This is a genomic window from Pseudanabaena sp. Chao 1811 (genome assembly GCF_027942295.1).
Classification (GTDB): Bacteria; Cyanobacteriota; Cyanobacteriia; order Pseudanabaenales; family Pseudanabaenaceae; genus Pseudanabaena.
This window is the reverse complement of the sequence record NZ_CP101416.1, coordinates 3,349,750-3,373,344: the sequence shown is the minus strand read 5'-3', so window position 1 is coordinate 3,373,344 and position 23,595 is coordinate 3,349,750. Positions and strand designations below refer to the sequence as shown.

At 43.1% G+C, this 23,595-nt stretch carries 16 protein-coding genes; 7 read left to right on the top strand and 9 right to left on the bottom strand.

All coding sequences use genetic code 11. The features are described 5' to 3' along the window. Window positions 1-18 precede the first annotated feature (18 nt). The gene (locus NMG48_RS15475) at window positions 19-906 is read right to left on the bottom strand and encodes a metallophosphoesterase (protein WP_271252378.1); all 888 of its coding nucleotides are present in this window, start codon (window positions 904-906) and stop codon (window positions 19-21) included. A gap of 756 nt (window positions 907-1,662) precedes the next feature. On the opposite strand from NMG48_RS15475, the gene NMG48_RS15470 reads away from it, so the two are divergent. Next, on the top strand, window positions 1,663-2,874 hold the full coding sequence (locus NMG48_RS15470; protein ID WP_271251743.1) for an IS256 family transposase: 1,212 nt from the start codon (window positions 1,663-1,665) through the stop codon (window positions 2,872-2,874). Window positions 2,875-2,877: 3 nt separating this feature from the next. On the opposite strand, the gene NMG48_RS15465 is transcribed toward NMG48_RS15470, so the two are convergent. The 8 genes from NMG48_RS15465 to NMG48_RS15430 all read right to left on the bottom strand — a co-directional run bounded on the left by NMG48_RS15465 (window position 2,878) and on the right by NMG48_RS15430 (window position 10,082). After that, window positions 2,878-3,534 (bottom strand): hypothetical protein, encoded by a 657-nt coding sequence (locus tag NMG48_RS15465; RefSeq protein WP_271252377.1) that lies wholly within the window; start codon window positions 3,532-3,534, stop codon window positions 2,878-2,880. Between the two features lie 365 nt (window positions 3,535-3,899). Continuing rightward, window positions 3,900-4,334 (bottom strand): IS1595 family transposase, encoded by a 435-nt coding sequence (locus NMG48_RS15460; protein ID WP_271255227.1) that lies wholly within the window; start codon window positions 4,332-4,334, stop codon window positions 3,900-3,902. Beyond that, window positions 4,331-4,786 (bottom strand): hypothetical protein, encoded by a 456-nt coding sequence (locus NMG48_RS15455; protein ID WP_271252376.1) that lies wholly within the window; start codon window positions 4,784-4,786, stop codon window positions 4,331-4,333. Before NMG48_RS15455 ends, NMG48_RS15460 begins: the two co-directional genes overlap by 4 nt. A gap of 407 nt (window positions 4,787-5,193) precedes the next feature. Continuing rightward, on the bottom strand, window positions 5,194-6,876 hold the full coding sequence (locus tag NMG48_RS15450) for a DUF1565 domain-containing protein (protein ID WP_271252375.1): 1,683 nt from the start codon (window positions 6,874-6,876) through the stop codon (window positions 5,194-5,196). A 185-nt stretch (window positions 6,877-7,061) separates the two neighbouring features. Further along, entirely contained in the window at window positions 7,062-7,910 is an 849-nt protein-coding gene (locus NMG48_RS15445) for a carbohydrate ABC transporter permease (protein WP_271252374.1), read from the bottom strand. 34 nt (window positions 7,911-7,944) lie between these two features. Beyond that, the gene (gene blaOXA / locus NMG48_RS15440; RefSeq protein ID WP_271252373.1) at window positions 7,945-8,808 is read right to left on the bottom strand and encodes a class D beta-lactamase; all 864 of its coding nucleotides are present in this window, start codon (window positions 8,806-8,808) and stop codon (window positions 7,945-7,947) included. A 3-nt stretch (window positions 8,809-8,811) separates the two neighbouring features. Continuing rightward, window positions 8,812-9,726, bottom strand: a complete 915-nt coding sequence (locus NMG48_RS15435; RefSeq protein WP_271252372.1) for a carbohydrate ABC transporter permease — start codon at window positions 9,724-9,726, stop codon at window positions 8,812-8,814. A 185-nt stretch (window positions 9,727-9,911) separates the two neighbouring features. Continuing rightward, window positions 9,912-10,082 carry a hypothetical protein gene (locus NMG48_RS15430; RefSeq protein ID WP_271252371.1) on the bottom strand — a complete coding sequence of 57 codons (171 nt, stop codon included), beginning with the start codon at window positions 10,080-10,082 and terminating at the stop codon, window positions 9,912-9,914. 567 nt (window positions 10,083-10,649) lie between these two features. Here NMG48_RS15430 and plsY point away from each other — a divergent pair. From plsY to lysS, 6 genes are all read left to right on the top strand, one after another. Continuing rightward, on the top strand, window positions 10,650-11,324 hold the full coding sequence (plsY, locus tag NMG48_RS15425) for a glycerol-3-phosphate 1-O-acyltransferase PlsY (protein ID WP_271252370.1): 675 nt from the start codon (window positions 10,650-10,652) through the stop codon (window positions 11,322-11,324). Continuing rightward, the gene (locus NMG48_RS15420; protein ID WP_345961277.1) at window positions 11,260-12,480 is read left to right on the top strand and encodes a DegT/DnrJ/EryC1/StrS family aminotransferase; all 1,221 of its coding nucleotides are present in this window, start codon (window positions 11,260-11,262) and stop codon (window positions 12,478-12,480) included. The genes plsY and NMG48_RS15420 overlap by 65 nt, the downstream gene beginning before the upstream one ends. A gap of 365 nt (window positions 12,481-12,845) precedes the next feature. Further along, a complete protein-coding gene (gene gcvP, locus NMG48_RS15415; RefSeq protein ID WP_271252369.1) occupies window positions 12,846-15,836 on the top strand; it encodes an aminomethyl-transferring glycine dehydrogenase in 2,991 nt (996 codons plus the stop codon). 51 nt (window positions 15,837-15,887) lie between these two features. Then, entirely contained in the window at window positions 15,888-16,571 is a 684-nt protein-coding gene (gene rppA / locus NMG48_RS15410) for a two-component system response regulator RppA (protein ID WP_271252368.1), read from the top strand. 135 nt (window positions 16,572-16,706) lie between these two features. After that, window positions 16,707-21,824 (top strand): translocation/assembly module TamB domain-containing protein, encoded by a 5,118-nt coding sequence (locus NMG48_RS15405; protein WP_271252367.1) that lies wholly within the window; start codon window positions 16,707-16,709, stop codon window positions 21,822-21,824. A 156-nt stretch (window positions 21,825-21,980) separates the two neighbouring features. Then, window positions 21,981-23,573, top strand: a complete 1,593-nt coding sequence (lysS, locus tag NMG48_RS15400; protein WP_271252366.1) for a lysine--tRNA ligase — start codon at window positions 21,981-21,983, stop codon at window positions 23,571-23,573. The last annotated feature ends 22 nt before the right edge of the window (window positions 23,574-23,595 follow it).

Sequence of the window (23,595 nt, the reverse complement as noted above, 5' to 3'; positions counted from 1 at the left end):
GTAGGTTTTAATATAGGACTAGGGATTCACCCTGATGTCGATGACCCAAGGACGGAAGCCTTCCTTCATGACATAATCCCCTCCCTGCTTAATGATGCTTTGATCGCCATTTACTGCTGCTGCGTTGACAAAGAGAATTCCCAATTCCTCATCCCAAAATACACCTCTAGAGTCATGCTCATGCCCAAAAATATGGAGTCGGGGGCGCTCATCTGGGAGCAGTCCCCGCAGGCGCTCCCGCAGAGCTACACTGCCAATTGCAATCGGCTTTTCCCTCAGAACTCCACCATATTGCACGCTGGAGTCGAGAATTCCCAGAGGTGGGCTATGGGTGATCAACACATCCAGTCCAGAGGGTATATCAGCGTAAAGTTCTATCAAACGCTGAGGGTCGCGAGCAAAACCCTCGTAGCGCAGAGGATTATCTTGGGGCATTGCCTGTCGGCGAGGTGTCAAACCTATGTATGGTGAACCAAAGAATTTCAACCCTGCTATCTCTTCGGCAGAATGCTGAAGTAGACGCATGGGCGCAGAGAGACCATCAATTTCGTTGTCCTTGAACAAGTTCTGTGCAGTAGTCATCAATTCACTGCTCCATCGTTCTTCTGGGTGCGAAAGGGAGGCGACTTGGAGCCATGTTTCTACGTCTAGAGGCTTGTCATGATTTCCTGCGATCGCCACAACGCCGTAGGTGAAACGAGTCGCTAGCGAACGTAGCCATGTTGCCGCATCAGTAAGCTCAGTAAGAAGTCCATTCTTTGTGTGGTCTCCTGCATGAATCAACAAATCCCCTTCAGGGAAAAGAGAGATAGGTAGATCAACATTATGTGTGTCAGAAACGATCACTAACCGCAACCATCCTAGAGTACGGGGTGTATCAGCAGTCACTATCGCGATATCTCTCATTTCCACCATGACTTGTACTTGGGCAGTTATCCTATTTCTTCTTAATGACGATTAGCGTATTTTGATAGCCAAACTATGGATTAGACTAAAAAATTCAGTCTAGTCTAACTATAAAGCGCATAGTCTGAAAGTGAAGTTTCGAGACGCATACTTCACAGGGCTACCGCATAAAAAATAGATGGCTTACGCAGTAAGGATTTCATTCCTAAGTATTTTTACTTATCGATTTCTGGGGTGCTTGATAGTTAAGGATCTCAATTTTTTTATGCGGTTGCCCTGGCATACTTCATCTTTCTAGAGCTTCTACTTTGTGGTTAACAAATTTGTGATCGCCTAGTTTTAGCATGTGTTTAGTGGAATATTAACAACAAATATCAAAAATGTGCGCTACATTTCATTAACGCACGCTACAAGATCGGCGATCGCACTTTAACAGGCGTATCGGTTTGGTAAAACTTTCACGTTCAGATGTGGAGCGTAGCGGAGTCCGATATAATTGCCTTTTAGTCTGTCATCACATACGTCCAGCTATCTATAGTTCTTATTCAAATGAGCTTTTTCGGCTATTAAGGCATTAGAAAGATGCTCATTAAATTTACTCATTCCACGAGGCGTATATTCGTAGATTATGTGGCGGAGATGCCTTAAATCAAATGGTACATCATCGAGAAATTGGAGAGTGTAAAGTGAAGTGTGTAAAGTCTGGGATATATACAGAGAGATGATCTAGACACACAATTACCAACACTAAAACTGATGAATATACGCAAAGAATTGCTCGACGAATTGCTGCAAGAATGTAAAACACCACCTGACCTATTCGGAGAAGGAGGCATTCTGAAACAACTGACAACCGCGTTGGTGGAGAGAGCCTTGGAAGCAGAACTATCAACCCATCTGGGATACGGTAAGCACGAACCAAGACCAGAAGGACAAACCAACAGTCGCAATGGCTATAGCCAGAAAAAAGTGCAAGGTGACTTTGGCGTAGCCGAAATCGCAGTCCCCCGAGATCGGCAAGGGGAGTTTGAACCGCAGATGGTGAAGAAAGGACAAAGTCGCTTGTCAGGACTAGATGAAAAGATCATTGCTCTCTACGCACGAGGTATGAGTGTCAGGGATATTCAAGCCCAGTTGCAAGAAATGTATGGTGTTGAAGTATCACCAACACTTATTTCCAATGTTACAGATGCAGTAATTGACGAGGTGAAGCAATGGCAAAACCGTCCCCTTGAAGCAGTCTATCCAATCGTCTTTCTGGACTGTCTAGTCATCAAAGTCCGAGACAATGGCAGAGTGATTAACAAATCCTTGTACTTTGCCTTGGGCGTGAATATGGACGGGTACAAGGAATTACTGGGTATGTGGATTTCTCCGAATGAAGGTGCGAAATTCTGGTTGTCAGTACTCACCGAAATTCACAACCGTGGGGTCAAAGATATTTTGATTGCATGTGTCGATGGCTTGACTGGTTTCCCTAATGCGATTGAGACGGTATTTCCTAAAACTCAGGTGCAGTTATGCATTGTCCACATGGTCAGAAACTCGGTCGCTTTTGTACCTTGGCAACAACGCAAGCAAGTTTGTGCTGACCTCAAGGCTATTTATAGCGCGGCGACGGAATCGGAGGCTGAGTTTAATCTCGAACTCTTTGCTGAAAAGTGGGACAAGCAATATCCATCAATCTCCAAGTCTTGGCGCAGTCATTGGGCAAACATTATCCCCTTCTTTGCTTTCCCGACCGAGATTCGCAGGGCGATTTATACCACCAATGCGATTGAGTCGATGAACAGTAGTTTGCGGAAGGTGATTAAATCCCAACAGATTTTTCCCTCTGATGATGCTGCTTTCAAGCTCGTTTATTTAGCAATGCGGAATATCTCGAAGAAGTGGACGATGCCGATTCGTGATTGGAAACCTGCTCTTAATCGCTTTGCCATCCTCTTCGAGGATCGTCTCCACGTCTAGCTTCTAGACTTTACACATTTTACTTGACAGTCTCAGAAATTGGGATATTAGGATTGTGGGTTTACCTAAAGTATGAGCAATCCCAATTTCATAAAATACGTTCGCATTTCTACGTGTACATTCCGCAATTACTATCGAGGCATTGTAGATTGCCGACCACACTTGCGAAATTATTGCCTCTGCGGCAAAAAAATCATCCCCACGCTTAACCGTTAAGTTGGTATTTAAAACTGTAGGTCTAATATGATCTTCATAGATAGGAAGCAAGTCGTTAGAGAATGGCATTACCACAAAAACTTCAGGCATCTCTTCAGAACTTTGGGGACGACCAAAAATTGGATTGACTCCAATATCGTGGATAGCAAGATGATCCGCGACGCTTATTTGACCAAGCAGTAAGGAATTGATAACAGCAAGCTTCTTGGCAAATACCCATGCGATTCCTTTTTTGTCGAAGGGGTCGCCTCCATCGTGCCATTTAGCCTCCCACCAACTCTTCGCAAGTCCATCATCATTTACGCCATCCCCTAAAGGATCGAGCGTTTGAATGAGAGAGATGAAAGAATCAATCCATGCAATATGTTGCGGAGTAATTAGTTGAGGAGTTGCTGTACTAATTAGTTCTTTGCCCTCTTCAAGACGATTCCTAATATACTGCATTGTTTCAGGGTCAATTCTTTTTACGACCTGTCGATATATACCCATCTAACCTCCTATTTAAGAGCTAAGTTATATTTTCATACAGCATAAATCCAGATTGGTTATAGGCTTTTACACTCTTCTCATATCATTCGCTTGCAGCCTAACGACTTAATTGAGTGGTAAAAGATATTTCACTCTCATCTAAATAATACTATGCGCTTCTCCGCTCCAGTCAACTATTATACAGCGATCACTTAATAATTATTTGTCTTTGAGATCGTTAATTATCTTCTCTGGATTTAACAACGAAGTAAAACATCCGCTCATGTAGGGAAATAGGTGGAAGGAGGAAAAAGAAGACGACGCAGAAAGTCAAAATCAATCTAACGCAGATTGTATGACCACTCAAACATGGCTACATACAGATACAAATATTTTTTGTGAATACCGCGAAAGGGACGCAGGAAATTGCGTAAACCAACCCAAATCCCCTCCATAGTATTGCAATGAACCTCACAAAAGCCATCTTGATCGTCATCGCGAGCATACTCGCGCTGAGAGTGACAAACAGTTTGACGCTCACGACCAGAATCAGGTATGCGATTGTAAGCATCAGATTCATCGGTATAGACTGTTGTATTTGGTAAAGTTGTTACCTCTACCTGCGGCTGAATCGTGATTTGTTGAGTATTGTCACAGACCTTCATGCGGATCTGACCACTGTTGCGTCCAACCGTGCCGACAACAGGTGGACGGTCATTTGCCATTGTTCCTTTGCCTTTGCGTTGATTCCCTCGTCGTCTTGGTGGGTCTGCTATTGGATCTTTTTTTTGGCTCCCTTTTCTCCTGCATTCTGAAACATCTCGTCCATCTCGGTTTCAGCATCGGGCAGATTACCATTAATCAAATGGGCAAATCCTCGTCGTTGGATGCGATGCCGCCAAGACAATAATGTCCCATAGTCGAGTCCTAGTTCCTCGGCTATGTGTTGGGTCGTTTGTCCTTGTAAGAATCCACGCAATATCAGCACGATCTGACCACAGGTGTAATGACTTCCTGATAAGTCTGTTCCTGTAAAAATATGGAACACTTTCCCACATCCCCGACACTTATATTTGACGATTGGTTCGCGTTGGCGATCATGCGGTGCTTGTCCCACTGGTATTGCGTGTCCATTGGGACAATACAATCCTTTCGGATGTAGAATTTCTAATAACCATTCATAGCTGGCTTGCTCATCTAATAATTTTGTCAGGGGAAATTTGATCATCGCATCTTTACCGATTCATGAAAATGACTCCCCCCTATTTTGCCATTTCACCTGCTTCCCCATATAAGCGCAAATTTTATCTAGGATTTGGCTTTTAAGCTGCTCAGATATTCTAAAGAAAAGCAATTGGTCAACACTTGGGTATAAGGATTAATCTTAATAATTCTGATTTTATATAGCATTTCCCAGTCTAATGAATCTTTGAAAGTGTTGTGAAGAAACACTTTCAAAGATTTCTCTGATTTGCTCTGTAAGTAGCTAGGCGCAATTAAATATAAAAAACTTATGGAACATGCTGCACGTATTCCATAAGTTTTATAGCTGTCGCCAAGTGTATCACCAAGAAGAGAAAGGCGGCGCGTTGCGCCGCCTTTCTCTTCATAAGCGATGGCATCAGCTAGGTAAGGTTATGGTTTAATTGTTTCAATTCTTGCGGATAGACCTTGTTGGGCGAGGCGCGATACCTGTACTTCGGCAATGCGGCGATCGCTATAGGCTCCAATCTGTACAACTAAATAACCATTGAGTCTCGATGCAAAAGCATTTGGCACAATTTGACGGACTTGAGCCACACCGCTATTGGAAGAAACAGGCACAACTACACGATACTTGGGAGGATTTTGTGGAGTGAAGCTAGTATTGGAAAGAGGCGCAATCTGAATCGGTTGATTGACAGGTTCACCGCTAGGAGGAGATGCTAATACAGGTGGTAAGTTTGACGAAATTTCTGTATTAGAGGGAATTGGGGAATTGAGTCCCTTAGGAGTGATTCTAACGATTACAGAAGTTACAGGTTCATACCAAAAAGGATTATTAGCTTGGGTTGTGGAATTAAAGTTATTACTGAGACTTGATGAAGCATTTCTGACTAATGCTGGCGGAGTATCGAGGTTCGGCGCAAAGTTCATGGGCTGACTGCTGGCAATCTGTTGTTCGAGTTGTTGATTGATATTGGCGAAGCGATCGCTTTTGATCAAAGGACTACTTGGGGCAGTTATATTCGGTAATGGACTACTCGCAGTAGGCTTTGTCGCAAGACTATTGGCAAATAGATTGGATGGCTGACGCACATTCCCTAATTGCAAATTTCCCTTCACTCTCTTACTGTCTAATTGATTCCCGCTCAGAGCAACCGCATTACGGCTGACATTTTGCACATCAAATGTGCCATTTCCCTGAAAAGTATTGTTGCCATCATCATTCACCTTTCCCAAATCAGGGCTCGCCATATCGGAAATTGTGAGTCCATAATTGCGATTGTTAATGATCGCATTACCCCGCAAAACGGGCTTAGCATTAGCTTGAATTAAAATGCCATTTTGGTTCTGAGTAAAGGTATTTTCGGTAATTTGGGGAGTCGCATCTTGGCGAATACTCATCCCAAAAGTAGTTTGCTGAAAGAGATTGCCACGAATATCTGGACTTGATTCCCCCTCGATCGCTAAGCCACTGGTTCCATTCCGAAAAAATTGATTGGTGGAAATAATGGCGGCTGACTTACCCGTAATTAATGCGCCATCTTGCTGATTATCGATAAAGGTATTATTAGCGATCGCAGGACTAGCATTCTCAATCCATAGCCCATAACCTCTAGAGTTAGGATTTGTTACAGTTACGCCCCGCAGTTCGGCACGATCTGCGAGAGCGATCGCCACATTTTGCGGAAATCCAGAACCAGTTAATAGTGTTCCACCACCGACGATCGCAATCCCTTTTCCCTTCTCAGCTTCATTTCCCCGCAAAGTCACATTTGGGCGTACTCGAATTGGGAACTTCTCACCCGTAGCATTACTATAGGTTCCATAGGCTAGTTGGATAATTTGCCCAGCCTGAGCGCGGCTGATAGCATAGGTAATCGTTTTGAATGGGGCAATATTGCTGCCTTGATCTGGGCGATCGCTACCCGTTTGCGGATTTACATAGATGATATTTTGGGTAGCTTGAGGACTACTCTGCGAACTTGGAGATACTTGGGATTGAGCAATGACTGGTGTGGCGATCGCTAAGCTCGGCGACAGGATCACGATAGGAAGCAAATAAAAACCTTGAAAACTAGAGCCTTGAGATGTCTGACGGATGCTTATTTTCATGTACGGATTGCTTCCCATAAATTTGCTGAAGTTGCTGAACAGGATAGGAGTCGAGGCGACTGAAAATATTAAATCTAGATTAAATTTAAAAGACAAGTCTTAAGAATCATAAACTACCCTAAGTTCAAAATTGTGGCAAGTCTAAAACAAAAAAGAGGGCAAAGCTTAGCTTTGCCCTCTTTTATCTAACCTTTAACACCAATACTTGCCTCGGTCGGGATAATGTAGCGCTGGAGAAACACAAACACAATAAATACGGGCAACATCGAAATGGCGGAACCTGCGGCAATTAAGCGCCAATCCTCAGAAAAGGCACTAGCAAGACTGGCAATCCCCCTTGGCAATGTATAAAGTTCAGCCTTATCAACAATCACCAATGGCCAGAGAAAATCGCCCCACATCGCCACAAAGGTAAAAACTGCAAGGGTCGTCAGGGCAGGACGCGCCGCAGGCAACATCACATGCCACCAAATTCCCATACTAGAGCAACCATCCATTCGTGCGGCTTCTTCCATTTCCTTAGGGACACTTTGAAAAGCTTGACGTAATAGAAATATGCCAAAGGCAGAAATGACATAGGGGAAAATCAAACCAGCATAGGTGTTTTTGAGATTGAGCTGCACGGCAAGAATATATAGAGGAATCATCGTGATTTGAAATGGAATCATCGTCGTGCCAACGATCGCCCAAAAGATGGGATCGCGTCCTTTAAAGTCCAATCTTGCAAGGGGAAAGGCAGCGAGAGAGCAGAATAGTAAATTTAAAATGACGGTGATGCTAGCAACCAAAAAACTATTCCAGAGATAAAGATCGAAACGAGAATTTTTCCAGACCTTGATGAAATTATCTAAGGTGGGTTGTGATGGTAATAGCTGTGGGACAGATTGAAAAATATTTTCGGTGGGGGACTTAAAGGCGGTACTTACTAGCCAGAGTAAAGGAAATACCGTTAAAGTTGCGATCGCAATTAAAACAATAAATTGAGGAATATTATTAAGGATATTTGATGATGATTTTAGCTTTTTATTTTTCATGATTTAGATGCAATGATATTGATGGATTTATTTGTTAATCAATGAGTTGTAAATCCTTAAAAGTATCAAATAAAATCTTCTTGCGAGTAGGAATCATCGGAAAATTTGGATCTTGATTAACAATATTCAGCGCATAAAAATAAACATCATTATCTCGCTCTAAATAGCCAACATACCAGCCAATATTTTTCATCCCATCAACATCTCTACCCCAACCAGTCTTACCTCTGAGCGTGTAATTATCTTGGCGCTCAATTACCATAATGTCCTTAACTGTTTGCATTACCGCAGGCGAGAAGGGCAAATCTTCTTTGTATAGCCTCACTAAAAATTTAATTTGCTCCTCTGGCGAAATTCTCAGTTTACCTTTCAACCAAAAAGAATCAATCTTGTCACCGATATCTTGATTGCCATAGCCAGCAGCTTGGATATACTTACTCATCCTTTCATTACCAGCCCGTCTAGCTAACTCTTGATAAAACCAAACGACCGATCGCGTAAAGGCTGTCCGCATAGTTTGATCTTGATTCCATGCGGTAAATTCATTGTTAACTGCGCCATTCCAAGGAATTATGGTGTTTTCATCAGCGATCGCTTTAGTTTCGAGGGCAACCAGTGAGTTAAATATCTTAAATGTCGATGCAGGAATAAAGCGTTTTTGGCAATGTTGAGAGTTATAGCGAATATAGCGATTGCGCTTTAAGTCATACAAAATAAAACAACCTTCAGATTTCGCTGCTTGGAGGTTTTGAGCCATATTCCGCGAGAACTGGGATTGAAACATGAGATTAGATTTAGGAGCAGTGTTTGGAGACAGGGTTTCTGCGTAAATAGGCTGTGCGATCGCGCAAGTAATACCAACTAAAGCCAGCAAAATTTTAATCATAGATAACTTCATTAACTAATTTCCTTCACCAATAGTTTTAGCTGGATTAATAAATTTAAAAGTCAAAATCGAAATAACAAAAATAATTAGGAATAGAAATACTCCAATCGCTGAGGCATATCCCATTTCTAAACTCGTAAAGCCTTTATCGTATAAATAATAAACTACAGTTTTCGTACTATTAGCAGGCCCCCCTTGAGACATGATATAAACTTCTTCAAAGACCTTCATTGCACCGATTGAAGAAATTACAGCTACGAGAATAATGTAAGGCTTCATTAATGGAATCGTAATATCTAAATGCTTTTGCCAACCGTCAGAACCATCGATCGCCGCCGCTTCATATAAATCTGCGGGTATCGCCTGTAGCCCTGCTAGATAGATGACCATATAGTAACCAACACCACGCCAAATCACCACGGCAATAATCGCAAAAATAGCAGTCTTGGGATCAGTTAACCAAGGGATTTTAATGTCTTGAAATGATAGCGTTGATAGAAAATAATTTAAGATGCCATTTTGGGCATAAACCCATTTCCAAGCTATCCCTGCAACAACAACGGAGACAATTACAGGAAAATAGTAAATAGCGCGAAAGAACTTGATACTGCGTAATTTTTGATTGACTAGGATTGCTAAAGCTAATGGCAAAATTACAAGGCTAGGAACTGCAAATATCAAATAGATTAAGGTATTACTTAAGGTTTTCCAAAAGGTTTGATCATTCCAAAGCGTTAGATAGTTTTTCCAACCAATAAAAGTTGGACTACCGACAAAATCATAATTCGTAAAACTTAAATATATGGCTTGGAATACTGGTAAGAATGATGTCAAAAATAGAAATGCGATCGCTGGTAATAGAAATAAATATGGAGTCCAAGAAAATTTCTTACCTAGTTTTTGTCGTTTTAGTTTTACATTGGTCTGCATAGAAGATCTAAAATATGGAGTGGGATTAGTGTGGTTTGGATAATTTAAAATGGTCAGGCAAATAATATTACTAGACTCAAAAATTGAGAAAAATTATAATCTTTTAATCTACAAAAATCTTACCAATATTAACCATCGTTTGAAGGAGAAAATTCCAATAGCCAAGAATTAAGTCAAATGAAGGATTATCTTGAAAAGATAGATTTGACAACGACCAACTGTGCTGATGAATGCTTGTCTTTAATAAATAAAAGAAAGTCTAGAACTTCGCTTAAGAGAGAATCTGAAGTCTGGTCAATTTCTTGAATTAACGCCTGTCTAACATTTATTTGTGTAGAAGTTTCTGTAATTAACATGGCTTAACCTCAGTTCTAGTCATAAAGTTCCATAAAATAAAGCTAAAATAACTTAGCCGTATAGCGCGATCGCCTTGCAAAGTAGGCGATCGCTAATCTTATAAGGTGGCTTACATTGCATTAATTCGCTTTATTTTTGTTCTAACGAAAATAATCTATTCGGGATAAGTTCTGGTTAGTTATAATTCTATAGCAGTCCTAAATCATTTGTAGATTTTGGGGTTTGTGGAAGCGCAACCATTGCAGATACGCTTCTACAAACCATTGAGGACTGCCATAGACAAGACAATAAGCAAGGAAAATCTACAATCATAACAGTCTGTCAATCACGCTATGAGGTAGTCACAATTAAGCTTAATTAACAGTAGGTTTCAGTCATAGCAAAAGTTTGAGCTGTGATTATCTTAAATATTTAATTTATTTTACCTAATTTACTCTCTTTTTAGTCAAAAATAGGCATAATAAGGTGAATAATTAGTGATGCAAGACTTGATCCTGCACTAACAATTCCTTACCGGAAATGAGTCTTAATTTAACTGCTAAACCACTCTCTTGGCGAGATTAATTATGGAACTTGGCTTATTGATTCTTGCTTATTTTATAGGCTCGATACCGACAGGTTACTTGGTAGGACGAAGTGCAGGGATTGATATTAGAGAGCATGGGTCTGGCTCGACTGGAGCCGCCAATGTCTGGCGCACAATTGGCAAGAATAAAGGCATTTTTGTATTTGCGGTTGATTTGCTCAAAGGATTAACAACCATCTTACTAAGCCAGTCTGCTAGTAAATTCAAACCCATCACAAATGCATTGCTTACTAACAGTTTAGAGATGGATATTCAACTCCAGAATGAATGGATTGTAGTAAGTTCAGCATTATTGGTAATTGTGGGGCATAGTTACTCATGCTGGATTGATTTTAAAGGTGGAAAATCCGTCGCTACAGGCTTGGGAATTCTATTGGCTTTGAATTGGAGCGTAGCATTAGGAGCATTTGGTCTCTGGTTAGGGACAGTCATCATGTGGCGAACGACATCGATCAGTTCTTTGTTGGCAGCGATCGCAGCTCCAAGTCTAATGCTTTTAAGTCAATCACCCTTCGCCTATAAATTGATGGTTTGTGTCGGTAGTCTGCTCATACTTTACCGACATCGCAGCAACCTCGATCGCCTATGGCATGGTCAAGAGCAAAAAATTAGTTTCCTTGAGAGCGATCGCCATGAAAGTATATCCACGCATTGACTTAGATATCTCTATTAAGGATTTAAGTTTAAGCCTAATTTCTTCCTTTACATGGTCTGATCGAGCGAAAATAATTGCTCAGATTCAATCTCATTGGCATACACCGAAAGAGGTCTTGGTCACACTTTGCGTCAGAACTTCTTTCGATCTACTACTTCAAGCTTTATGCTTGCCTGCTGGCTCAGAAGTTATGATGAGTGCTGTGAATATCGTTCATATGGAAGAAATTGTCAAAAAGCATAATTTGATTCCTGTTCCCATAGATATTGACTTAGAGACCCTTGCACCATCCTTAGAACTGTTCGAGTCATCCATTTCTCCGCGCAGTCGATTATTTGTTGTGGCGCATCTATTTGGTGCGATCGCATCACTTGATAGCTATGTAGAGATATGCAAGAGCCATAATATTTTGCTTGTAGAAGACTGCGCTCAAGCTTTTGATGGACTCCATTATCTTGGACATCCTGATGCAGATATTAGTCTTTTTAGTTTTGGTTCGATCAAATCCTGTACAGCTTTAGGTGGTTCGATCACCATAGTCCAAGATCAAGGTTTGGTCCAGAAAATGCGTGATATCGAGCAAAGCTATCCAGTTAAAACTGATTCTTGGTTCTTTAAAAGACTTCTCAAATATCTCTGTCTTAAAGCACTTTCGACTCCTTTAGCCTTTGGAATGCTGATCGCTTGTTTAGATTTGCTAAAAATAGATGCCAATAATTTTATTAGTGCGCTAACTCGTGGGTTTCAGCAAGGAGATATTCAGGCTCAGTTACGATATCGACCTCCCAATGGAATGCTCAAGCTCTTACAACATCGGTTAGAGCATCTTGATGCTTCCCACTATGAACAGCGATCGCAGGTTGCTAGAGACTTTCTTAATTTATTGGAGAATTCGGTTGCAAGTATTGGGAAAGATGCAATGCGACATTCCTATTGGGTAGTTCCTTTGATGATGGAGAATCCAGAGATGTTAATGCGGAAATTAAGGAAAGCAGGATTTGACTCGACTACAGGAACTACCAGCTTAAAGTCACTAGCAAAAGAGGCAGTATTTGCAACTAAGTTAATGAATAGCGTTCTTTACTTACCGATTTATACGTCTGTTCCATCGGAAGAATTAACTCGCCTTGCACAATTAATTAATCTGAATAAGTAGCTTGGCATAATTAAAAACCAGAACTAAAAAGCTGTAGCGCACGCGCCGCGTGCACTACAGCTTTTTGGGCTTTATATTTAATTGCACCCAACTACTTTAATGAAAATGGGTCTAAATAAGACCAAGTAGGTCATCAAAAGAAACCTGTAAATCCTGATCTTGGGATTGATCAGCTAAGCGGGGATGGGTGCTGAAACGTCCATTTCTTGTCGATCAAAAGACACAAATACGGCGATCACGCTTTAACCGTCTAGTGCCTTATCCTCAGTAGGAACACTTTTTTGGATTAACAAATCCAAGTAATGCTTAACACTTTGTAATATTTTTGTAATAGCATAGACATATCTACACAAGTTACAAAATCTATGTTGGAACCTTCGCTTACCGTGACAACCCCAGATTCTTCGATCGCAGAAACCACAGAAACCAAAGAATTGAGGGTTCCAGCCTTTTCAAATCATGCTCAGCATAATGACTATCTAGCAGATTGCCTCAGTGATGATGTACTAGCACCCACTGATAGCTTTGTTCGTCGTCACATTGGCGCAACATCCACAGAAATTCAGCAGATGCTCATAGCGATCGGTTGTGACTCTCTCGATGAAATGATTGATAAGACCGTGCCTACGGCGATCAGAATCAAGCAGCCATTGCAATTAGGGGAAGCGCGCGGGGAATATGAACTATTACAAGAATTGAAGGCGATCGCCTCGAAAAACCAAGTTTGGCGATCGTATATCGGTACGGGCTATTACAACTGCATCACACCACCGATTATTCAACGCAATATTTTGGAAAATCCGGGGTGGTATACGCAATATACTCCTTATCAAGCCGAGATTGCTCAAGGTCGCTTGGAAGCTTTGCTCAATTTCCAAACCATGATTATTGATTTAACAGGCTTAGAGATTGCCAATGCTTCACTTTTAGATGAAGGAACAGCGGCGGCAGAAGCGATGACGATGGCGGCAGGGATTGCTAAGAACAAGGGAAATAAGTTCTTTGTATCCAGTGATTGTCATCCCCAAACGATCGCTGTCGTCAAAACTCGTGCGATTCCCTTGGGAATTGAAGTAGTGATTGCTAAGCATGACAAATTGGAATTTGATAAGAATTATTTTGGTGCATTGCTGCAATATCCTGCTAGCGATGGCGCAATTTATGACTACACCGATGTGATTGCTCAGATTCATACTCAAGGCGGTTTAGCGATTATTGCTGCTGATTTATTAGCGCTTACATTGATTAAATCTCCTGCTGAGTTGGGAGCAGATATTGCGATCGGTAGCGCCCAGAGATTTGGCGTTCCCTTTGGTTATGGTGGTCCTCACGCTGCTTATATGGCAACTAAGGAAGCCTACAAGCGACAAATGCCCGGACGCTTAGTGGGAGTTTCCAAGGATGTGCATGGTCGTCCTGCACTGCGTTTAGCATTGCAAACCCGCGAGCAACATATCCGTCGCGATAAGGCAACCAGTAACATTTGTACGGCGCAAGTATTGCTGGCGATCATGGCGAGTATGTATGCGGTTTATCACGGTGCAGAGGGATTAAAACGGATTGCTCAGCGAGTTAATCTTTTAACTGCAAGTCTTGCCCAAGCGATCGCCGATCTTGGTCATACAGTTACGCATCAAGCTTTCTTCGATACGATTCGCATTGAGCCAAAGGGCATTTCTAGCGACGAGATTAAAGCTAGAGCCGCCGCTAAACAAATTAATTTACGGTATTTAGCAGATAATGCGATCGCCATCAGTCTCGATGAAACCGTCTCTAAACAGGATTTGCTTGATCTGATTTCTATATTCTCTGAAGATCAATTACGAATTACGAATTACGAATTACGAGCTTCTGATTCTCAATTCGTAATTCCCAATTCCCTAATTCGTAATTCTCCCTATCTCACCCATCCTACATTCAATTCCTATCATTCTGAATCAGAACTACTACGCTATATTTATCGTCTCCAATCGAAAGATTTATCGCTGACTACATCGATGATTCCCCTTGGTTCCTGTACGATGAAGCTCAATGCCACTTCTGAGATGCTTCCTGTGACATGGGCAGAATTTGGCAATATTCATCCCTTTGTGCCATTGGAGCAAACCCAAGGCTATCAGATTCTGTTTCAACAATTGGAAGCTTGGCTTGCGGAAATCACAGGCTTTGCGGGTGTATCTTTGCAACCGAACGCAGGGTCTCAGGGGGAATATGCAGGGTTACTCACAATTCGAGCCTACCATCAACATCGCGGACAAACCAATCGCCATATTTGCTTAATTCCCACCTCGGCACATGGTACTAATCCTGCAAGTGCAGTTATGGCAGGGATGAAGGTGGTAACCGTAAATTGCGATCGCGAAGGAAATATTGATGTTGCTGACCTCAAAGCAAAGGCGGAGAGGTATCAGCATGAACTCGCGGCTCTGATGGTGACTTATCCTTCTACTCATGGTGTATTTGAGGAATCAATTAAGGATATTTGCGATATCGTTCACTATTACGGTGGACAGGTATATATGGATGGCGCGAATATGAATGCTCAAGTCGGTCTCTGTCGTCCAGGAGATATCGGTGCGGATGTCTGCCATTTGAATCTGCACAAGACTTTCTGCATTCCTCATGGTGGTGGTGGTCCGGGGATGGGCCCCATTTGTGTGGCTTCGCAGTTAGTTCCATTTTTACCAAAGCATCCTTTGGCAGAAGTTGCAGAACCAAATGCAATCTCGGCAGCACCTTGGGGTAGTGCGAGTATTCTCACGATCTCATGGGTATATATTGCTTTGATGGGCGCGAAAGGATTGAAACTGGCGACCGAAGTGGCGATTCTCAATGCCAACTATATGGCTCAACGCCTTGCGCCCCACTATCCGATTCTCTATACAGGCAAAAATGGCTTAGTTGCCCATGAATGTATTATTGACCTCCATGATTGTAAGAATATTGCAGGAATCGAGGTGGATGATATTGCTAAGCGTTTGATGGACTATGGTTTCCATGCGCCGACGGTTTCTTGGCCAGTGGCAGGAACGATGATGATCGAACCTACGGAAAGTGAATCCAAAGCGGAACTCGATCGCTTCTGTGATGCGATGATTGCAATTAAGCAAGAGGTAAATGCGATCGCCTCTGGTGATCTCGACAGGCTGGACAATCCGCTTAAAAATGCACCACACACTGCCGAAAGTTTGCTTGCCGATGACTGGGATCATGCCTATAGTCGCCATCAAGCCGCCTATCCTGCCCCTTGGCTGAAGGAGCATAAATTCTGGGTAAGCGTGGGACGCATTGATAATGCTTTTGGCGATCGCAATTTTGTTTGCTCTTGCCTACCCATAGAAGCCTACGAAGCTTAGATATAAAATAAAGTTCTGCCAAAGGCAGGACTTTATTTTTAAAGGAAACCTATGCGAATCTTGTTGGTGGATGATGAGGAAGAATTGGCGGAACCTTTGCAGAGGGTTTTGACCAATCAGGGCTATGTGGTGGATAGTGCCAATAGTGGTGATCGCGGTTGGGAGTTGGCACAGGTTGGCGAATACGATCTGCTGATTTTGGACTGGATGATGCCAGAAAAATCAGGTATTGAGATATGTAGAGATTTGCGCCAAAAAGGAGATAGCACCCCAGTTCTGATGCTTACCGCCAAAGATACCCTCGACGATCGCGTGACGGGTTTAGATAGCGGAGCTGATGACTATTTGGTCAAACCCTTTGAATTGCGAGAATTATTAGCTAGAGTCAGAGCTTTGTTGCGCCGCGTCCCAACTGCGATCGCTACAACCAGTGAAACTGCTCGGTTGAGCTATGGGGATTTAGAACTCGATCGCGAAAATCAATTAGTCTATCGAGATCAGGTGGCGATCGCTTTAACCGAAAGAGAATATCAACTTTTAGAATATTTCCTGCTCCATCCCAATCAGTTGCTAAGTCATGAGCAGATTTCGCAATATATATGGAAAGAAGGTGAAGATTTGCCCACTAGTAATGCCCTCGCCGCCCAAATAAAGTTACTACGTCGCAAAATTGATCGCGATCGGCAAATCTCTCTGATTAATACGGTATATGGTAAGGGCTATCGTTTTGGTTAAGTGATGATTGTGTTTAGCGATACAGATGAAACTAAATACAATCATTTAAGTCTTTGCAAAGCAAAGACTTAAAATCTGAAAATTGCGTACATGTGTAAAAATGGTGTCGTGAGGGCATCAATGGAGTGAAAATTTGTGGGACAGGCTCAACTACCACCGCAGGAACCAGCCAACTCTACACTCGCCAGAAACCTTGGGCGCGTAGGTGTTGGACTAGCGATCTCATTAACGGCAAGCAGCTTAGGAGCTTTTTGGTATGGACGCTATTTTCTGAATGAGCGGCTATCACCTTTGTTAGAGGTGGAGTTAACCAAAGCCCTCAAACGCCCTTTACAGCTTGGCAAAGTCGAGCGAGTGGGCATGTCTAGCATCAGGTTTGGTAAGTCGATAGTGCCGCCAACCGATAAGGAGTCCAATTTTCTAGCCGTTGAAGCCATTGAAGTTAAGGTTGATCCTTGGACTTATCTCACCCGTCGCCAAATTGGATTAGATGCGATCGTTGAACAGCCACAGGTATTTCTGAAGCAGGACGTTACAGGTTTCCTGCAATTACCAAAAATCACACCACCCGAACGCCCCACCCAAGAGGGCTTTATCGATTTACGGACAATTACCTTCACCGATGCCCAGATCACGATCCAGTCGATCGCTAAGGGTGAATTGATTTCCCTAAGTCAAGTCCAGATCGATAGCAATTGGAAAATCGTCGATCTCAATAATCAAAGTGTACAAATGAACGGTAAAGGACATGTGACTTTACCAAATCTTGCCGCGATCGCTACGCCACCAAATCCTGAGCAATTAAAAAAGGCGATCGAAACTGCTAACACAGAAAAAGATGGCAGCAGAGGGAGTGTCTCTTTTGGTGTTGATTGGGACTTGACCAAAGGACAAGGTACAGTCGATATCCAATCTCCGAATCTACAAGTCGCCGCAGTCCAAGGATTTGCCGTAAATTCACCCATTGAAATTCAGCAAGGTTTACTTGATTTTGAAGCAAAAGTTGCCATACTTGCAGGCAAAGAGTCTCCTAACATATCCCTAACAGCCCAGCTCAGTGAAGGTGCAATTAAAGTTCCACAATTAGCCAAGTCAATTACCGAAATTGGTGGCAAAGTTAGCTTTGATGGCGCAACGGCTACTTTAACGGAGTTTTATGCTCAATATGGGTTACTAAAGGGAATCGTTACTGGCACGTTTAATCAACAAAAGGGCTTTAATCTCGATTTTTCCACGGCAGCGCTCGATTTAGCTAAAGGCATCGAGAGCTTCGGAGTCAAAACTCCTGTAGCGATCGCAGGGGAGATTAAGGTTGGTGGGAAGCTGACAGGAACTCTCCAAAAGCCTTCCCTGAGCTTAAATATCACTACACCTAAGAATGTTAGCTTTGATCGCATAAAAGTTGATCGCTTTCTTGCCACGATTGAACTGAAGGATATAAATACAGTACTGATCAAGAAAGTTCAAGCAGCTTCCACAGGCGCAACCTTGACAGGCGAAGGACAAATTAAACTGCCACAAAAAGATAAACCTGCGGAAATTTTATTTAATTCTAGTTTGGTGGGTGTTGCCGAAGAATTTACGAATCTCTATGGGGCAAAGCTGCCAGTAACAATCGGACAAGTAACCAGTTCTCTACAAATTACTGGCAATCTCAATAATCCTCAAGTTCTCGCCCAGATTGAAGCTCCCAATGCGACCTATCCCGCCCGTGGCGAGGTATTTGTCGATGATGGCTTAGCGACGATTCGTAATGCCAGAGTTCGGTTTCCCATTGGTGAGGTAGGACTAGCAGGTACTTATAACATCGCCAGTGGCGCATGGAAAACACAGCTAAATAGTAATGGCATTCCCCTAGCCGCTTTCATCCCCAATCAAAAAGGGATTCTCCAAGGCTTAATTAATCTACGAAGCGATCGCGGTAGTTTTTCCTTGGCTGATATCATTGGCGATGCCTCGATCCAGCTACCACAGGGACTCACTGAACTTCCCGATGCGATCGCTGCTAATCTCACATGGGATGGCAAAAATCTGCTAATCCCTTCCCTGCAAGTTGGCAATTATTTAACCGCAAATGGCAAGATCGATCTTGCTTTCCCCAATAATTCGCCCAATCAACTACCCACGGGGATTGCAGGAATTAATCTTGACATGATTTCGCGCAATGTCAGTATTAGTCGCCTAGCCTCTCTCTCTAGTGCCATATCTCCACAGGCATCGGGACTGTTGAACTTTCGTGGCAATCTATCGGGGGCGATCGATCAGCTAAAAATTGCTGGTTCCCTGCAACTAGATGATGTTAATCTGGCTTCTCTTGGTTCAGGATTAGCCAAACAAGGATTAGTAGCACCGTCTAGAGGATCTCTCAATTTTAATGGTTCCGTTAATGGCTATTTGTCCGATCCTCGACTAGTTGGCAATTTACGCATAGCGGCTCTAAAGGTCAATCAAGTAGAACTTGATAGCCTCAACTTTAATGGTGTTCTCGATGGAATTAGTCAGGTTCCCCAAGCTACTGGCGATCTCCTCTTAGCAGGTTTGAGAGTGGATAAACTTGCCTTCGATCCGCGTTTAGAAGGCAAAGTGAACTTTAATGCGAATCAAGGCGTAAATGTTGATCTGCGTGGCAATCGCGATCGCATTGCCGCAAGACTCGATTCCTCTTTTCGACCCATTGACTTCACTGTGAATTTGGGTGAAGCCACAGCCCGTGGTAGACGTTTAGAGAACAATCCCAATCGCTTACAAGTAGCCGTTGCCAATTTGCCCCTCCCCCTCATTGCCTCCTTTACGGGACAAAATGATCTTAGTGGCAAGATTTCCAGCAATCTCACCGTAGATTTTAGTAATAATCCCAGTGCCAGTGGCGAAGTTATAGTGGAACGTCCCAGATTCGGGCGTTTTATCGCAGAACGAGCCGTAGCCAAAGTAGCCTATGCCGATGGGGTGTTTGCGGTGCGTGACGGCAATTTGAGTGTACGTCAAGGTGAATCCACTAATGAATACAAGTTCAGCTTGACCTACAATCCCGCTCTTGATGATCCGCTTGCTGGGGTTGTCGAAATTGCCCAAGGGAGAATGCAGGATGTATTTGCGACTCTGCAATGGGCAAACGTCGTTGATGCCACTCAGATATTTAGTTTAACGAAGACCAGAGCCGCAGATTTACAACCTCTAGAAGCCATTAAACTATTAGGTGAACCTCTCTACAAGCAGTTACAATATCTCACCCAAATTGAACTTCGCCAAGAACAGCAGGAAACTGCCAACTCATCTCGCAACTTCAATTTACCGCCCCTAACCGATTTTCGTGGTGATATCAAAGGCAAAGTTACCTTTGGCTTTAATAAACGCCGAGGCATTCGCTTAGGCTTTGACCTCGTTGGCAAAAAATTTGAATATGGGAAGTTTGCCATTGATGATGTCAAAGTGGTGGGACGTTATTTTAATGGTGTGTTTTCGATCGCCAATGCCAACTTCCAGTCCGACAAGAGCTATGGCAAAATCACCAAAGCTCGGCTCAGACTTGCTCCTGCCTCTAATCCCTTACTGCGTGTCCGTGAGCAAAGTGGCGAAATTGAGCTGAAGGATTTCCCCATTGAGTCTCTGCGTCCATTGCCATTCTTTAGTGCTATTCCCGTTGATTTGACAGGTAAAATCAACGGCAATCTCTCCATTACGGGAACAAATCTTTTTGATACTAAAGTTGTTGGCAAACTAAGTTTGACCGATGGTACGGTTAATCGCCAACCGATTGAATTTATTGCCGTTCAATTTAACTATGACAAATTAAATGTCAACTTCAACGCAAATATGAAGACTTCAGGCAAAGAGGCCGTCGTCGCTTCGGGTAATGTTGGTGTTTTTGGTAACTTCAATGTGAAATTGAATGTCAAGAATGAAGGAATTGCCTTTATCAATATCTTTAATCAACCTGTACGATGGGTTGATGGTCAGGGCAATATTAACATCACGGCAAGTGGAACCTTTAAAGATCCCAAGATTGCAGGAAAAATCACCGTCGATAATGCCAAAGTCAAAATTGCAGGCTTACCGGGGGACTTTACGGAAGTGCAAGGGGACATTGCTTTTACTAGCGATCGCCTAATTAGCAACATCACCAGCAACTTTAGTGAAGGGAAATTAGCGTTAAAGGGAATTCTGCCCATTAGCAACCCCAATCTCCTCAAACCCGATACTCCTGAATATCAACAAGCCCTAACGATTAATGCCGATAAGTTGAAATTAAATATTCGTGACATTAGCTCCGATAACTTCAATAGTCGGGTGATCATCCTTGGCTCACTACTAACACCGAAAATCACGGGCGAAGTGCTGCTAGGTGATGGCAGAGTAGTTATTGGCAATGATGCCGACCCCAATAGTGCCGCTAATGCTAGTGCGAACAGTGATGTGCCTGATGTCGCCTTTGAGCGCCTTGCGGTTAAATTACAAAATATGCAGGTAACGCGCTTCCCTATCTTTAACTTCCTTGGTGAAGGCACTCTGATTGTCAATGGAACCCTACAAAGACCAGAACCAGAGGGCAGAGTTAAAATCACCCGTGGTCAGTTCAACGCGATTTCGGCAAGATTCCGTCTCGATCGCTCCTACGAAAACTTTGTAGACTTTAAACCCGCGCAAGGTCTAAACCCTAGCCTCAATGTCCGAGTTTCGGGAGCTGTAGCCGAGGTCACACGTGTCCCGATCAACTCTAATCGTCCCAATGATTTGTTTAGTCCTAACGAAGTCCCTGTTAGCAATTTGGGCGCACAGCGCACCCTACAAGTCCAAGCCAGTGTGACGGGTACTGCCCTCGCACCCGATATTCGCCTATCTAGTAGTCCACCTCGTAGTCAAGCGGAAATTATTGCGCTCATTGGTGGTGGCGTATTACAAAAACAAGGAGCTTCCGATCCTGCTGCGGCCCTTGCTAACTTTGCAGGTAGTACCGTATTAAACTTTTTACAAGATGCGATCGGTGATGCACTCAATCTTGCTGAGTTTAACCTTAGTCCTGTCACGACCAATACCTCAGGTAGTAGTAGAACAGGAACACTTGGTCTATCGGCTGAAGCTGTCATCAATGTCAGTAATAGTTTTTCAGTGGCTCTACAACGGATTATCAACGATTCCACTCAACCAACTAATTTCTCGGTTCGTTATCGTGTTGATCCAAACATTTTGTTGCGCGGTAACTACGGATCTGACGGAAATAAAGGGATTTCCATTGAATACGAGAATCGGTTTTAAATGGGACAAGTTTCACAAGGCGGCGCTAAGCGCCGCTTTTTTGTTTTTGTGGCGACAGCGAGATTACTGTTAGACTAGTAAATGCGCGAAATTGTGTAACCCGTCAACTTTGCGTCACAAACTTAACTTTTGAAAGATTTTCGGATAATTACCACTATGTTCTGGGCGGATAAATTTGCAGCAGATGCAAGCGGCGATCGCATTATTGTTAACGATTCTAAAACCCCCTCTGGGCGCGTTCATGTCGGCTCATTGCGCGGGGTTGTGATTCACGATGCCATCTATCGCGCCCTTAAACACGCAGGCAAACCCGTCACCTTTACCTATGGTGTTGATGACTATGACGCTCTCGACACCGTACCCCATTATTTAGACAAAGAGAAATTTTCGCCCTATCTTGGCTATCCCCTTTGTAATGTTCCTTCACCTGAAGCGACAGCGACTGACTATGCCAAGTACTTCATGGGCGAATTTTTGGAAGTATTTGAGCATTTAGGCGTGCGTCCTGAAATCTATTACCTGCGCGATCTCTATCGTTCGGGCAAAATGAATCCCTACATCGATCTCTTCTTAAATAATGCTCATCTCGTCCGTGAAGCCTACAAAGAAGTCAGCAAAGCTGATCGCCCCTCAAATTGGTATCCCTTCCAGACCATTTGCGAAAACTGCGGCAAGATCGCGACTACTGTTGTCACTGACTACCAAGATGGCAAAGTATTTTATACCTGTCAGCCCAACGCTATGGAATATGTCAAGGGTTGCGGTCATACAGGCTGGGTATCACCTTTTGATGGCAATGGTAAGCTACCTTGGAAAGTAGAATGGGTTGCCAAATGGGAAGTCGTCGGCGTATCGATCGAACTCGCTGGTAAGGATCACTCCCAAAAGGGTGGCTCCCGTGATGTGGCTAACTCCATCTGTCGCAAAGTCCTCAAGAAGAATCCTCCCACCCATGCTCCCTATGAGTTTATCTTGGTAAATGGAACGAAGATGAGTTCTTCTAAGGGAGTTGGTTCTAGTGCCAAGGAAATTGCGGATTTATTACCCCCTGAACTATTGCGATTCCTGATGTTGCGGACACAGCCTCGCAGTGTGATTAACTTCATGCCCAACTATGAAACCGTCACCCGCCTCTTCCGTGACTATGATACTTTGATTGGCAAATATCAAGATGATGCACCAAAAGATGAAAAGGCTCAAGAAGAACTAGTTCCCCTCGTCTATTCACAGTTGAATACAGAGGAACAAGTGGAAGGTTATCAAGCCTTTGACTTTAGTACTTTAATTTCTTTGCTGCAAATTCCTCACCTCGATCTCGAAGCCGAAATTGCTGCGAGAAGTGCCAATCCCCTTAGCGATCGCGATTGGGCAGTGGTACGCGATCGCATCCGTGTGGGCAAAAAGTGGCTGCAAGACTATGCTGATGAAGAAGAGAAGCTAGTTTTGTATCTTGATTCTATTCCTGAAAAAGCCAAAACCCTTACTGCTGAGCAAATCACGTATCTTGAGGCACTGGCAGCTAACCTCGCAGGTGATGTTAATTGGGATGGGGAAGAACTCCAAACTTTACTATTCAGTACTTCTAAGCAAGTTGAAGTTTCTCAAAAGAGTGCATTTGCGGCGGTTTACTACACTTTCTTAAATAAGGAGCGAGGACCAAAAGCAGGTAGTTTACTTTCTTATTTAGAAAAAGATTTTGTGATTCAACGCATTAAAGATGTGATCGCACTAAATCTTGTGGCTAACTAACATAAAAAGGCGGCGCAATGCG